The sequence below is a fragment of the Shewanella sp. DNRA4 genome, from assembly GCF_012843185.1.
Taxonomy (GTDB): domain Bacteria; phylum Pseudomonadota; class Gammaproteobacteria; order Enterobacterales; family Shewanellaceae; genus Shewanella; species Shewanella xiamenensis.
Genome location: NZ_JABAIP010000020.1, coordinates 20152 through 33617 on the forward strand (window position 1 = coordinate 20152; position 13466 = coordinate 33617).

The window sequence follows — 13466 nt, forward strand, 5'->3', positions numbered from 1 at the left end:
CCTGAAACGTCGAAGGGAAGCCTGAATGCTTCCCTTCTGCGACCAAACTGGCGATTAAGCTAGCTTTTACGCGCTCTTGCGTAATAAACCACGTTTTTTCAGATGTACTAGCAGAATTGAAATCGCTGCTGGGGTGATACCTGAGATACGTGACGCTTGACCAATGGTTTCGGGCTTATGGCTATTTAACTTAGCAATCACCTCATTTGAAAGCCCTGGAACCTCTTTGTAATCAAGGTTCAATGGCAAGCCCGTGTTCTCATTACGTACCGCTTTGTTGATCTCTTCCTGCTGACGCTGAATATAACCAGAATATTTCACTTGGATCTGGACCTGCTCAGCGGCGAGTGGATCGGTAAGACCAGGACCAAAGCCTTCAATCTGCATCAGTTTGTTGTAATCCATTTCTGGACGACGAAGTAATTCTTCAAAAGATGCTTCGCGAGAAATAGGCGTATTCAAGTGCGGATTTAACACTGGCACTAATGGAGAATTTGGATGGATCCACTGGCTACGTAGACGTTGTAGCTCTAATTCGATCGATTCCAGTTTTTCACTGAAAGAGGCCCAGCGCGCATCATCCACCAGACCCAGTTCACGACCTTTTGCGGTTAAACGCAGATCGGCGTTGTCTTCACGCAGCAATAGGCGGTATTCGGCGCGGCTGGTAAACATGCGGTAGGGTTCTTTAGTGCCTAAGGTTGATAAATCGTCAACCAATACTCCGATGTAAGCTTCATCGCGACGAGGGCACCAAGCTTCTTTGCCTTGAACTTGCAGTGCTGCGTTCATGCCAGCGAGTAAACCTTGGGCGCCAGCTTCTTCATAACCAGTTGTACCGTTGATCTGGCCAGCAAAGAATAATCCATTAATGGTTTTGGTTTCTAACGAGTTTTTAAGATCTCTAGGATCAAAATAATCGTACTCAATCGCGTATCCTGGACGTACGATCTCAGCATTTTCCATCCCTTTGATCGAACGAACCAAATTTAACTGTACATCAAAGGGAAGGCTGGTAGAGATCCCGTTAGGGTAAATCTCATTGGTGTTTAAGCCTTCTGGTTCGATAAAGATCTGGTGCGATGATTTATCAGAAAAACGATGGATCTTGTCTTCGATAGAAGGGCAGTAACGTGGGCCGATCCCCTCAATAACACCGGAGTACATTGGGCTTCTATCTAAACCTCCACGAATAATATCGTGTGTTTTTTCATTGGTATGGGTGATCCAACAAGAAATTTGTTTCGGGTGATGGCTCAAATCGCCCATAAATGACATTACAGGTAATGGCGTATCACCTTTTTGTTCTGTCATCTGAGTAAAATCGATGGTATTAGCGTCGATACGTGGTGGTGTACCGGTTTTTAAACGGCCAACACGGATAGGCAACTCACGTAAACGATGGGCGAGTGCAATAGATGGTGGATCGCCTGCACGACCGCCACTGTAGTTTTCTAACCCTATATGGATCTTACCACTGAGGAAAGTCCCTGCGGTTAATACGACTGCGGCGGCTTCGAAGGCTAATCCCATCTGGGTAACGACACCGATAACGCGATCATTTTCTACAACAAGATCATCTACAGCTTGTTGGAAAATACGTAAGTTAGGTTGGTTTTGCAGAATATTTTGGATCTTCTGACGATATAACGCGCGATCTGCCTGTGCACGAGTTGCTCTAACCGCTGGGCCTTTACTCGAGTTTAAGGTTCTAAATTGGATCCCTGCATAGTCGGTTGCGATCGCCATTGCACCGCCTAATGCATCGATTTCTTTAACCAAATGACCTTTACCAATGCCACCGATCGCAGGGTTACATGACATTTGTCCTAAAGTATCAAGATTATGCGTTAGCAATAATGTCTTAGAGCCCATTCTTGCTGCGGCTAATGCGGCTTCAGTTCCGGCATGACCACCACCAACTACAATAACATCAAACCGTTCATGAAAATGCATGACCTTACCTTTAAAAACTTAAGTGACCCAATGAGAGCCGCTCATTTTAGCATTTGCTTTGATTGAGGTGAATGATCATTTTTCGAAAATAGATCCAGTGGATCTGGACTAATAGATCTTAAGATCTTTATATAGATCTTCTTATTATGTTTACTATTAGGATCGCACTTTCCTGTGGGTAAGGCTAATTTCTCTTTTATATCAGTGGTTAATGAGCTTTTGATCCTGTGATCTAACCGAGATCTACTGTCATTAAAGGTGGGGATAGATCCGCTATTTATCCACAGGGTGGATCTTTGAGCGGATCATGATGTGAATAGCACAGAGGTTGATCAGATCTAAATAATAGTTTATCCACAAAAATATACATATAAATAGTTTTTTGTGGATAAATAAGATCTAAACTGTGGGTTGTTTCAGGTATTTTGAAAATGAGGATCTTAAATTTGATCCTGCCATTGTGCCAACCACGCTAAAGCTGGGTCTTCTGGCACAGGATCCTGTTGTACATCGATCTGGATCTTATCCACAAACGCTTTTGCACCGCTATATTCAAGTCCATCAACAAGCTTCTCTGGGCCTTGGCAAAAGGTGTCATAACTCGAATCACCAATGGCACATAATGCGAACTTAATTTGGTGTAGATTTGGTGTATTGAGTAGAACTTCTTTACAAAATGGCTGTAGATTATCGGGAAGATCACCTGCGCCATGGGTTGATGAAACGATGATCCAGAGGGAATAGGGTTGCAGTAAATCCAGTGTTGGACTTAAAAAAGTGTCTACTTCATGCCCTAATTTGGTCAGCTGAGCCTGCATTTCATCTGCAATATATTCGCTGCTGCCGAGGGTGGTACCGACTAATATAGCAATTTTGGTCATTGTTACTGCTCTCTGTGGTCGTTAATTTTCTATCATTTTTGGGGCTTACATCTACTTAGCGTATTTTGTTGTATAAATTTAGCCAATATTGATTCGCAGTCTGTTAGTATCCTTGGCTGCAATCTTGGTTTTATACCGATAACCTTAAGTTTTTTATAACAATTATAATAGGATAACAGATGACTACACCTGTTGATGCGCCAAAATGGCCACGTCAAATCCCCTATATTATTGCCAGTGAAGCTTGTGAGCGTTTCAGCTTTTACGGCATGCGCAACATTCTAACACCTTTCTTAATGACAGCACTTTTGCTGTCCATTCCGGAGGATCTCCGTGGCGCTGTGGCTAAGGATGTGTTCCATTCCTTTGTAATTGGTGTGTACTTTTTCCCATTATTGGGTGGCTGGATTGCGGATAGATTTTTTGGTAAGTACAACACCATTCTTTGGTTAAGCTTACTTTATTGCGTGGGCCATGCTTTTTTGGCGATTTTTGAGCACAGTGTACAAGGTTTTTATACTGGGTTATTTTTAATTGCTTTAGGTTCTGGTGGGATAAAACCTTTAGTATCTTCCTTTATGGGCGATCAATTTGATCAGACTAATAAGTCATTGGCTCAAAAAGCCTTTGATATGTTCTACTTTACGATCAACTTTGGTTCTTTCTTCGCATCCTTATCTATGCCATTGTTACTTAAAAACTTTGGTGCCGCTGTTGCTTTCGGGATCCCCGGCGTGCTGATGTTTATTGCGACGGTATTTTTCTGGTTAGGTCGTAAGCGTTATGTGCATATGCCGCCAGAACCAAAGGATCCCCATGGTTTTTTACCTGTGATCCGTAGTGCTTTGCTTACTAAAGTGGAAGGTAAGGGAAATATCGGGTTAGTGCTGGCATTAATTGGATTAATATCAGCTGCTTATGCGCTAATCAATATTCCAACACTTGGGATTGTTGCCGGTCTTTGTAGTGCTATGGTGCTACTCATGGGATTTGTTGGGGCGGGCGCCTCATTACAACTTGAGCGTGCTCGAAGCTGTCATCCTGATATTGCGGTAGATGGTGTACGTTCAGTCCTTCGAATTTTGGTTTTATTTGCGTTGGTGACCCCATTTTGGTCGTTATTCGATCAAAAGGCTTCGACTTGGATTTTGCAGGCCAATGATATGGTTAAACCTTCGTGGTTTGAACCTGCAATGATGCAGGCTTTAAATCCACTGTTAGTGATGCTATTGATCCCATTCAATAACTTTGTGTTATACCCCGCGATTGAGCGTATGGGGATTAAGTTAACCGCATTACGTAAAATGGGGGCGGGGATTGCCATTACTGGATTGAGTTGGATTGTGGTGGGGACGATTCAATTGATGATGGATGGTGGTTCAGCCCTTTCGATCTTCTGGCAAATTTTACCTTACGCTTTGCTGACTTTTGGTGAAGTTCTGGTTTCGGCGACAGGATTAGAGTTTGCCTATAGCCAAGCGCCTAAAGCGATGAAAGGGACAATCATGAGTTTTTGGACGCTTTCCGTTACCGTTGGTAACCTCTGGGTATTGCTTGCCAATGTGAGTGTTAAAAGTCCTGCTGTGACTGAGCAAATAATGCAAACGGGGATGAGCGTGACGGCATTCCAAATGTTTTTCTTTGCGGGTTTTGCTATTTTGGCGGCATTAGTGTTTGCACTGTATGCCCGTTCATACCAAATGCAAGATCACTATCGGCAGGTATGATTGAGCTGATATTTTTTGGTTAAGATGTTTAAATTATGGTAATTCATTGGTTTAAGCCAATGATACTGCAAAATGCCAGCCAATTTCAGCCCTAAATTGGCTGGCAAACATATGCTATTTAACCTCAGATCGGGTTAATAGATGAATAAACGCACCAGCCGCTTATGTGCAACTAAAATCAATCCCAATCGACTGATTGTGATATCAGTTACTCCATTTTTGTGCTTAACAAAGTATGCAAGATCGGTAAATCAACGTGTCTTTTAGCGGTTATGGCATAAAAACTTTCAGTCACACAATCTAAGGCCGCGTAGTTTTTCAATAGTCCCGCTTGAATCTCATCTTGTACAACCACTTCAGGTACTACGGCTACCGCACCCGAATCCCGCGCTAATAGTCTGAGCATCGCCATATCATCGACTTCTGCATAAGGGGTTAGTGAGAGCCCATGTTGCTCGCAGTACAAATCAAATTGCCTACGAATATCACTGTCGGGGCCAGGTAATAGTAATTTTACTTTTGTGAGATCCTCTGGAAAGCGTAATGCATTGAATTCCGCTTTATTTGGGCCGACTAAGCATACGCCTTGCTGAGCAATTAATTTACAGCGCCAAGGGGTTGAAGAGTCCGAAGCTACAGGGCGATTTGAGAGGATCAAATCTAATTTATGTACACGCAATTGTTCGAGAAGATCATCAAAGTTGGATGATTTTAAAGCAAGTTTGACGTTATTTAATTTAATGACCGGGCGTAATAAGTTTTCTTGGAAATTGCGTGAAAGGGTCGCCACTGCACCTATTCTTAGTAGCTGAAGCCTTTGGTGCTCGCCATTTTCCATAACTGAAAGCAATTCGTGACCTAAATTAAAAATTCCTTCAGCGTACTCGAGAACGAGATGCCCAACCTCTGTCAGTAATAATGCCCGGCCCTGACGGTGAAACAGTTCATGCCCTAGTTGTTCCTCTAACTGTCTGATCTGGGATGATAAAGCCGATTGTGAAACGTTTAGTCTCTGGGAGGCTCGAGTTAAATGTCCTTCTTTAGCGACAGTCCAGAAGTAATGTAGATGGTGAAAATTGAGGTTTCTCATAGAATCGTTCACTTATATAGAACGTTATGTGAATATCTATCTATTTTACATCCTATCACTGATACGGCAACAATAGCCTTCCTTATTCAGCGTCGTTATCGCGTTGTAGAGAATATTGAGTAAGGCTAGGTTTGCTTAAAGTTAAGAATTGTCCCCTCACTTCAGGAGTGAGTATTCATCATGGATCATCAATCACATTATAAAATGCCAAAGCGAATTGCCCTGTTAAGCAAACATGGCAAGGCTGAACAAATTGCGCCAATTCTGTCGCCACTTGGGATTGAAATTGTCGCAACGGATGCATTTGATACCGACATGCTGGGCACCTTTTCTGGAGAAGTTGAGCGAACGCTTTCACCACTAGAGTGCGCTAAGAAAAAAGCGCGACTTGCCTGTGAGTTAACCGGTTTAGAGGCGGGGTTAGGCAGCGAAGGTAGTTTTGGGGGAGGGCCTTTGCCTGGAATAATGAATTGGGATACGGAGCTTATCGTACTGCATGATGCAAGGCAAAATATTGATATCGTAGCGAATGTATCTGGTCCGGTAAGCTTGCAAAGTTACCAAGGGGATGATGTGAGTGCACTTAGTGCGGCGTTATCTGGTGCCGAAGAGGGTCAAGCGTGGATAGTTAAGGTCGATGGTCATACGATCAAAGGTGTAGCTAATCTAGATATGTTGCTAGCCACATTAGAAGCGATGAATCTCGCGCCTGAAAATGGTCGTTTTGCTTGCCCAATTGATGTCGCTCCAGACCTTCGCGCGATGCATTCTCCGCTGCGGCAGCTATATATTATCAAGGCTGCACAGCAACTGGTTGAGCGCCTTCAAACACATTGCCCACAATGTCATCAAGCGAATTTCTGGCTGCGCGATCGCATCGTGGGTTTGCCTTGCCGCGAGTGTGGTACGCCAACAGATCTCGCTAAAGCTTTTATCCGTCAATGTCTTCACTGCCAATATCAACAAATTGAAACCAAAGAGGAGAGTGTGGCTGATCCTTATCGTTGCCACTGGTGTAATCCATGAGAACAGAAAGACTTAATGCGCTGAATCCTGCTGATTTACAACGTGCGGGAGAGTTGCTAATTGCGGGCGAACTAGTCGCAGTACCGACTGAAACTGTCTACGGGCTCGCGGCGGATGCCAGCAACCCTGAAGCGGTTGAAAAGATTTTTTCTGCTAAACAACGTCCTAGAAATCATCCACTCATAACTCATATTGGCAGCATCGATCAGCTTTCTCGATGGGTTAAGGATATTCCTGATTGGGTTGCGCCACTTGCCGAGGCGTTTTGGCCTGGGCCGCTGACACTTATCTTTGAGCGTCATCCCTCGGTTTCGGATGTTATAACCGGTGGATTGCCCAGTATTGCGATAAGAATGCCTGATCATCCGGTGCTTTTATCACTACTGCAACAGTTCAATATTGCCGTTGCTGCTCCATCTGCAAACTTACATAAAAAACTGAGCCCGACTAGTGCAGAGCAAGTATTGAGTGGGCTTGATGGAAGGATTGCTGCTGTACTCGATGGTGGGATTTGCTGTGTGGGTACTGAGTCGACTATTTTACGGATAAGTGAAAATCAAGCTGAGATTTTACGAAGTGGTCCATTATCCGCGAGGGATTTTCAGCCCTACTTACCGTTCCCCGTTATTACGCCTGAATGCCATCAAGAAGCGATTTCTGGCAATATGAAAGTCCATTATCAACCTAATGCCAAAGTAGTGATTTGTGCTGCTGCTTCACTTGCAACGCAATTTTATGCAGAGCCTGAAGCTACGGGGATATTGGGATATTCTGCACAGATGGAAAATATCCATTGCCAACTTAAGCTGATATTACCGAACAACCACCAAGGATATCGACAAGCACTTTATGCCTCTCTTTACGCATTAGACCTAAAGGGGATTAAAACACTTTTGGTTGAAGCGCCGCCTCGTCTAGAGGATTGGGCTGATATTTGGGATCGATTAAACCGCGCGGCTGCGGAATAGCTTCTCTGTGGTAGGGTCCAGTTTTTTGCAAAAAAATGCCCCTCGTTAAAATGTTAACGAGGGGCATATGTTTTTTGGTAGCAACCTTTTAATCATCAATAAAATACTTAAAAATCATAATATTGATTTTAATTTATCGGATGCGTTTACTCTTTTACTTCCCGATACAGAATGAGCTAAAAATTTTGCCGAGTAGATCGTCTGAAGTAAAACGGCCAGTGATTTCAGACAGGGCGAGTTGCGCCATTCTGAGCTCTTCTGCTAACAGTTCACCTGCGAGATAAACCTCTAATTGCTCTTTACCTAGTTGCAGATGGCTTGCGGCAACATCCAATGCTTCGAGGTGACGACGACGGGCGATAAAGCCACCTTCGAGATTACTCTGATAACCCATCAGCGATTTAAGGTGCTGTTTTAACTCGTCAACACCGAGGCCTGTTTTGGCCGAGATCCTATACACGCTGTAACCTTTTTCTTCGGTCATGGCGAGGTTTTCACCTGTGAGATCGGCTTTATTGCGGACAACGGTCACGCCTAAATTGGCGGGGAGACGATCGATAAAATCCGGCCAAATATCGTGGGGATCGACGGCATCCGTGGTGGTGCCATCGACCATAAACAACACCCGATCGGCACTGTTTATTTCATTCCAAGCGCGCTCGATACCGATTTGTTCAACCGTATCTGTGGTATCCCGTAAACCTGCGGTGTCGATAATATGCAGCGGCATACCATCTAAATGGATGTGTTCGCGCAGCACATCGCGAGTGGTGCCAGCTATTTCGGTCACAATCGCCGACTCTTTACCGGCGAGGGCATTGAGTAGGCTGGATTTTCCGGCATTGGGGCGACCAGCAATCACCACCTTCATGCCTTCGCGGATAATCGAGCCTTGCTTGGCACTGGCTTGGACGGCGCTGAGTTTGTCGATGATTTTGTAGAGTGCATTGGCAATTTTGCCATCACTTAAAAAGTCGACTTCTTCATCGGGGAAATCAATCGCGGCTTCGACGTATAAACGCAGATGGGTGACTTGATCCACCAGCTCATGCACTTCCTTCGAAAACTCACCTTGCAGTGATTGCAGCGCGCTTTTAGCCGCTTGTTCACTGGTGGCATCGATAAGGTCGGCAATCGCTTCGGCTTGGGTTAAGTCAAGCTTATCGTTCATAAAGGCCTGTTCGCTAAACTCGCCAGGTTTGGCGATGCGAATGCCTTCGACTTCGAGCACGCGTTTGATCAGCATATCGAGGACGATTTGACCACCGTGGCCCTGCAGCTCTAATACATCTTCACCCGTGAAGGAATTAGGGCCTTTAAAAAACAGTGCGATACCTTGGTCAATCACTTGGCCTGAGGCATTTTTAAAGTCGCAGTAATCGGCGTAACGGGGTTTAGGTAAATGACCCAATACGGCCATGGCCACATCGGTTGCCTTATCACCAGAGATTCGAATGATACCCACGCCGCCCCGTCCGGGCGCGGTGGCTTGTGCCACGATAGTGTCAGTTGTCACGGAAATACCCATTAATATCGATCAAATTACCTAAAGGAAAAGGCGGCCAATGAAGCCGCCTTTTTGAATATGCTGAGCTGTTAGCTCCTATCTAGCGCTTGGGCTTATTTTAAGCCTTTTTTCTCTAGACCTGCATAAATAATCTTCTGCTGGATGATGGCAACAATGTTACCTACTAACCAGTACAGTACCAGACCCGATGGGAACCACAGGAAGAATACGGTAAAGATCACTGGCATCCATTGCATCATCTTCACTTGCATTGGGTCCATTGTCGGTGCGATGGGTTGCATTTTTTGCATCACAAACATGGACACACCCATCAGCAGCGGCAGAATGTAGTATGGATCTTGTACTGATAAGTCGTGGATCCATAACATAAATGGTGCGTGACGCAGCTCGAAGCTCTCTAGCAATACCCAGTATAGGGCAATAAAGATTGGCATCTGTAAAATAATAGGTAAACAGCCACCCATAGGGTTAACTTTTTCCTTCTTATACAGTTCCATCATGGCTTGACCCATCTTTTGACGGTCATCGCCGAAACGCTCTTTTAGTTCCTGCAGTTTTGGCTGTAGGTTACGCATCTTAGCCATTGAGGTGTACTGCGCTTTGGTAAGCGGGAACAGTAAACCACGAACGGTTAAGGTGATCAGGATAATTGCCACACCCCAGTTACCCACAAATGATTGATAGAACATCAATAACCAGTGGATTGGAACGGCTAACCACCAAAGGAAACCGTAATCAACTACTAGGTTTAAGGTATCAGATAACGCAGATAGCGCTTTTTGATCTTTAGGGCCAACATAGAACTGTGAGCTAATTTCTTGCGTTGCACCTGGTGCAATATCGTATACCGCGCCACGGAAACCAATGTTCGCTAAACCGCCAGCACTTACACTCGAGAAAATGGTGTTGCTATCGGTTGCTGGTGGAATCCAAGCTGATACGAAGTAATGTTGCAGCATCGCCGCCCAACCACCGAGAGTCGGTTGATTGAGGTTGCTCTTGCTCATATCTTCAAACTTGTACTTTTCGTAACGTACATCTTGAGTCGAAAACGCGGCGCCACGGTAAGTTGGCATCATCATGCTGCTTTCAGATGGCTTGATGGTCTGTTTAATCTGACCGTACATCTGAACTTGTAATGGAGCAGCTGAGGTGTTGTTGATTTTGTAATCGATATCAACGTTAAACTTGCCACGATGGAATACAAACACTTTTGTGTAAGTCACACCGTTATCAGCCACATAGGTCAGTGGTACTTCTAAGGTGTCTTGGCCATCGGCTAAGGTAAATTCAGTTTTGCTGGCGGCAAATGCGGCGCGACCTTTAGCACTGCTATCGATACCATCACGGCCAATTAGGCCACTCTGAGCGATATAAGTGTAATCTTTGGTTTGCTCAAGCAAAACAAATGGCTGGTCTTTACCCTGTTCCAATTTATGTGAAACCAGTGCAGCAAAAACAATATCACCACCCACAGGGTTGATTTGCACATCGAGCTGATCGGTTTTAACCGTGATTAGATTTTGCGTCGCAGCGACTGCTGCTGGCACACCAGTATCCGCTTCTGGAACATCAGCACTGTGATTAGTGGTCGCATTCGCCACTACAGACGATTCGGTTGCAACGGGTTTTGGAGCTTTGTCTGCTTGCCACTGTTGCCACAGCAAAAAGCTGACAAACAGTAGTCCTATTAGCAATATATTGCGTTGAGATTCCATAGCCTATTTATTACACCTGTCATTTTTAGGGGGGACGGGATCACTACCGCCGGGATGCAAAGGGTGACATTTTAATATGCGTTTCAATGCAAACCAACAACCTTTCGCGGTTCCGTGCACTTTTATTGCCTCAATGGCGTAATGAGAGCAAGTGGGATTGAAACGACATCGAGGTCCCAAGATTGGGCTGATGAAGATTTGATAGCCACGAATAAACGTGGTTGCTAGCCATTGTAGCGGCGACTGAGTTTGCGCCATAGCTTTTCTATCAACTTGTTGAGTTCGGCATTTTCCATTTCCATTACCCCATTTCTAACCAGCACAACAATATCAAGATGAGGAATATTGTGTTGATTGAGGCGAAAACTATCTCTGATCACTCGCTTAATGCGATTTCGCTGATTGGCACGTTTTACGTAGCGTTTAGCAACAGTAAGACCCAGACGCGGATGTTGTTCCGAATTAGGAATGGCAAGCAAGGTTATTTCAGCAGAAGATGCTTTGATGGGATTGGAAAATACAGATTTAAATTGCGCGGGAGTTAGCAAGCGTAACTCCCGCGTAAAGGTATAGCTAGTCAACTAGTTATCCACTTAATTAAGCAGATAAACGAGCGCGACCTTTCGCACGACGACGTGCAAGCACCTTACGGCCGCCTGCAGTAGCCATACGAGCGCGGAAGCCGTGAGAACGCTTGCGCTTCAGGTTGCTAGGTTGAAAAGTACGTTTACTCATGATGGCAATCCGTCTTTGTTATTAGTGAACATATCCTTATCTCCACGAATAGAGGTAAGGGTAAAAAAGAGGCCGAATTGTAATCACTTTACTTGTCCCCGTCAACAACGAAAGTCAGCAAGTGGGTTATTTCTGCCAGCGTATCCTTAGATCAACTCCCCCCACACACTATAAGATGTGGATAACTCTGTGTATGGACACTACATCTAGTAGTTAAGAGGATCTGTTAACAGATCAAAGGGGCGCCATTATAGATCAATCTGGATCGCTTAATAAAGCGGGATTTTCCCTATTTGTTGAATAAAAGGATCGAATTTGATCTTTGATGATCGAGGATGCTGACAAAGAATGATCTTGTTGGGGATAATTATTTTTTAAGGATAGCGATCCTTGAGATCTCGCTATAGAATACACCTCTTTTTGATGATCTTTTGGGGATAACTTAGTGGCGGTTTCACTTTGGCAGCAATGTATCGGAAGACTGCAAGATGAGCTTTCTGCTCAGCAGTTCAGTATGTGGATCAGACCGTTACAAGCCGAAATGGATGGAGATACATTGGTGTTATATGCGCCTAACCGCTTCGTGCTCGATTGGGTTAGGGATAAGTACATCAATATCATTAATCAGTTTTTTACTGAGCAAATGGGTAATGATGCGCCTAAGCTACGCTTCGATATCGGTAGTCGTCCGTCCGCGAAAAAGCCAGAACCTGCGCCCGTCGCAGCAGTGCGCTTGCCCAATCCCCAAACTAAGGCTTCTGTTGGTACATCATTTAATACCACCGAGCCAGTTACTAACACTAACCATCGCAGCAATATCAATCCAACTTATCAATTCGATAACTTCGTTGAGGGTAAGTCAAACCAACTTGGTAAAGCGGCTGCATTGCAAGTCGCTGAAAATCCAGGCGGTGCATATAACCCACTATTCTTATATGGTGGAACTGGTCTAGGTAAGACTCACTTGTTGCACGCTGTCGGTAACGGGATCATTAAAAATAATCCCAATGCTAAAGTGGTTTATATGCATTCCGAGCGTTTTGTGCAAGACATGGTCAAAGCGCTGCAAAACAATGCGATCGAAGAATTCAAACGCTATTACCGCAGTGTCGATGCACTGTTTATCGACGATATTCAATTTTTTGCCAATAAAGACCGATCGCAGGAAGAATTTTTCCATACCTTTAACGCATTACTTGAAGGTAATCATCAGATCATCCTGACGTCGGATCGTTATCCAAAAGAGATCGACGGGGTAGAGGACAGATTAAAATCCCGCTTTGGTTGGGGCTTAACAGTTGCTATTGAACCGCCAGAGCTTGAAACTCGCGTGGCGATTTTGATGCGCAAAGCGCAAGAGAGCGGCATTAACCTGCCTGATGAAGTGGCCTTTTTTATTGCTAAGCGCTTACGTTCAAACGTACGCGAGTTAGAAGGGGCGTTAAACCGCGTGATCGCCAACGCTAACTTTACCGGTCGCCCAATAACGATTGATTTTGTGCGTGAAGCACTACGTGACCTCTTGGCACTGCAGGAAAAATTAGTCACTATAGACAACATTCAGAAAACCGTAGCTGAATACTACAAAATCAAGATGGCTGATATGTTGTCTAAGCGTCGTTCGCGCAGTGTTGCGCGCCCAAGACAAGTGGCCATGGCGTTATCCAAAGAATTAACTAACCAGAGCTTGCCGGAAATTGGTGATGCCTTTGGTGGTCGAGATCACACCACAGTGTTACATGCCTGTCGTAAGATTGCTCAGCTACGGGAAGAGAGTCACGACATTAAAGAAGATTATGCTAACTTGATTAGAACCTTATCTTCTTAAAATCAAGGA

12 protein-coding genes are annotated in these 13466 nt (G+C 44.6%); 4 read left to right on the forward strand and 8 right to left on the reverse strand.

Annotation, left to right across the window (positions count from 1 at the left end; all coding sequences use genetic code 11):
• Positions 1-66 precede the first annotated feature (66 nt).
• Together mnmG and mioC are read right to left on the reverse strand one after the other, a co-directional pair.
• Positions 67-1956: a tRNA uridine-5-carboxymethylaminomethyl(34) synthesis enzyme MnmG gene (gene mnmG / locus HG547_RS18820; protein WP_037413447.1), complete on the reverse strand. Its 1890-nt coding sequence runs from the start codon at positions 1954-1956 to the stop codon at positions 67-69.
• A gap of 440 nt (positions 1957-2396) precedes the next feature.
• Positions 2397-2837: an FMN-binding protein MioC gene (gene mioC, locus HG547_RS18825; protein WP_037429343.1), complete on the reverse strand. Its 441-nt coding sequence runs from the start codon at positions 2835-2837 to the stop codon at positions 2397-2399.
• A 179-nt stretch (positions 2838-3016) separates the two neighbouring features.
• Here mioC and HG547_RS18830 point away from each other — a divergent pair, with 179 nt between their 5' ends.
• Positions 3017-4564 carry a POT family MFS transporter gene (locus HG547_RS18830; RefSeq protein WP_099457185.1) on the forward strand — a complete coding sequence of 516 codons (1548 nt, stop codon included), beginning with the start codon at positions 3017-3019 and terminating at the stop codon, positions 4562-4564.
• Positions 4565-4772: 208 nt separating this feature from the next.
• On the opposite strand, the gene HG547_RS18835 is transcribed toward HG547_RS18830, so the two are convergent.
• Positions 4773-5654, reverse strand: coding sequence for a LysR family transcriptional regulator (locus HG547_RS18835; RefSeq protein WP_037413454.1), 882 nt, complete (start codon positions 5652-5654; stop codon positions 4773-4775).
• 180 nt (positions 5655-5834) lie between these two features.
• Here HG547_RS18835 and HG547_RS18840 point away from each other — a divergent pair, with 180 nt between their 5' ends.
• Positions 5835-6680, forward strand: coding sequence for a DUF6671 family protein (locus HG547_RS18840; protein WP_169548711.1), 846 nt, complete (start codon positions 5835-5837; stop codon positions 6678-6680).
• Positions 6677-7648 (forward strand): L-threonylcarbamoyladenylate synthase, encoded by a 972-nt coding sequence (locus tag HG547_RS18845; protein ID WP_088586442.1) that lies wholly within the window; start codon positions 6677-6679, stop codon positions 7646-7648. The genes HG547_RS18840 and HG547_RS18845 overlap by 4 nt, the downstream gene beginning before the upstream one ends.
• Positions 7649-7802: 154 nt before the next feature.
• Here HG547_RS18845 and mnmE read toward each other — a convergent pair whose 3' ends face one another.
• From mnmE to rpmH, 5 genes are all read right to left on the reverse strand, one after another.
• Positions 7803-9164, reverse strand: coding sequence for a tRNA uridine-5-carboxymethylaminomethyl(34) synthesis GTPase MnmE (mnmE, locus tag HG547_RS18850; protein ID WP_047540589.1), 1362 nt, complete (start codon positions 9162-9164; stop codon positions 7803-7805).
• A 104-nt stretch (positions 9165-9268) separates the two neighbouring features.
• Positions 9269-10894 carry a membrane protein insertase YidC gene (gene yidC, locus HG547_RS18855; protein ID WP_037429332.1) on the reverse strand — a complete coding sequence of 542 codons (1626 nt, stop codon included), beginning with the start codon at positions 10892-10894 and terminating at the stop codon, positions 9269-9271.
• Positions 10895-10897: 3 nt separating this feature from the next.
• Complete coding sequence (gene yidD / locus HG547_RS18860; protein WP_037413461.1) at positions 10898-11152, reverse strand: membrane protein insertion efficiency factor YidD; 255 nt, start codon at positions 11150-11152, stop codon at positions 10898-10900.
• A complete protein-coding gene (rnpA, locus tag HG547_RS18865; protein WP_011070422.1) occupies positions 11119-11475 on the reverse strand; it encodes a ribonuclease P protein component in 357 nt (118 codons plus the stop codon). The genes yidD and rnpA overlap by 34 nt, the downstream gene beginning before the upstream one ends.
• Before the next feature lie 16 nt (positions 11476-11491).
• Entirely contained in the window at positions 11492-11629 is a 138-nt protein-coding gene (gene rpmH / locus HG547_RS18870) for a 50S ribosomal protein L34 (RefSeq protein WP_011070423.1), read from the reverse strand.
• Positions 11630-12074: 445 nt separating this feature from the next.
• Here rpmH and dnaA point away from each other — a divergent pair, with 445 nt between their 5' ends.
• The gene (dnaA, locus tag HG547_RS18875) at positions 12075-13457 is read left to right on the forward strand and encodes a chromosomal replication initiator protein DnaA (protein ID WP_169548712.1); all 1383 of its coding nucleotides are present in this window, start codon (positions 12075-12077) and stop codon (positions 13455-13457) included.
• Positions 13458-13466 lie beyond the last annotated feature (9 nt).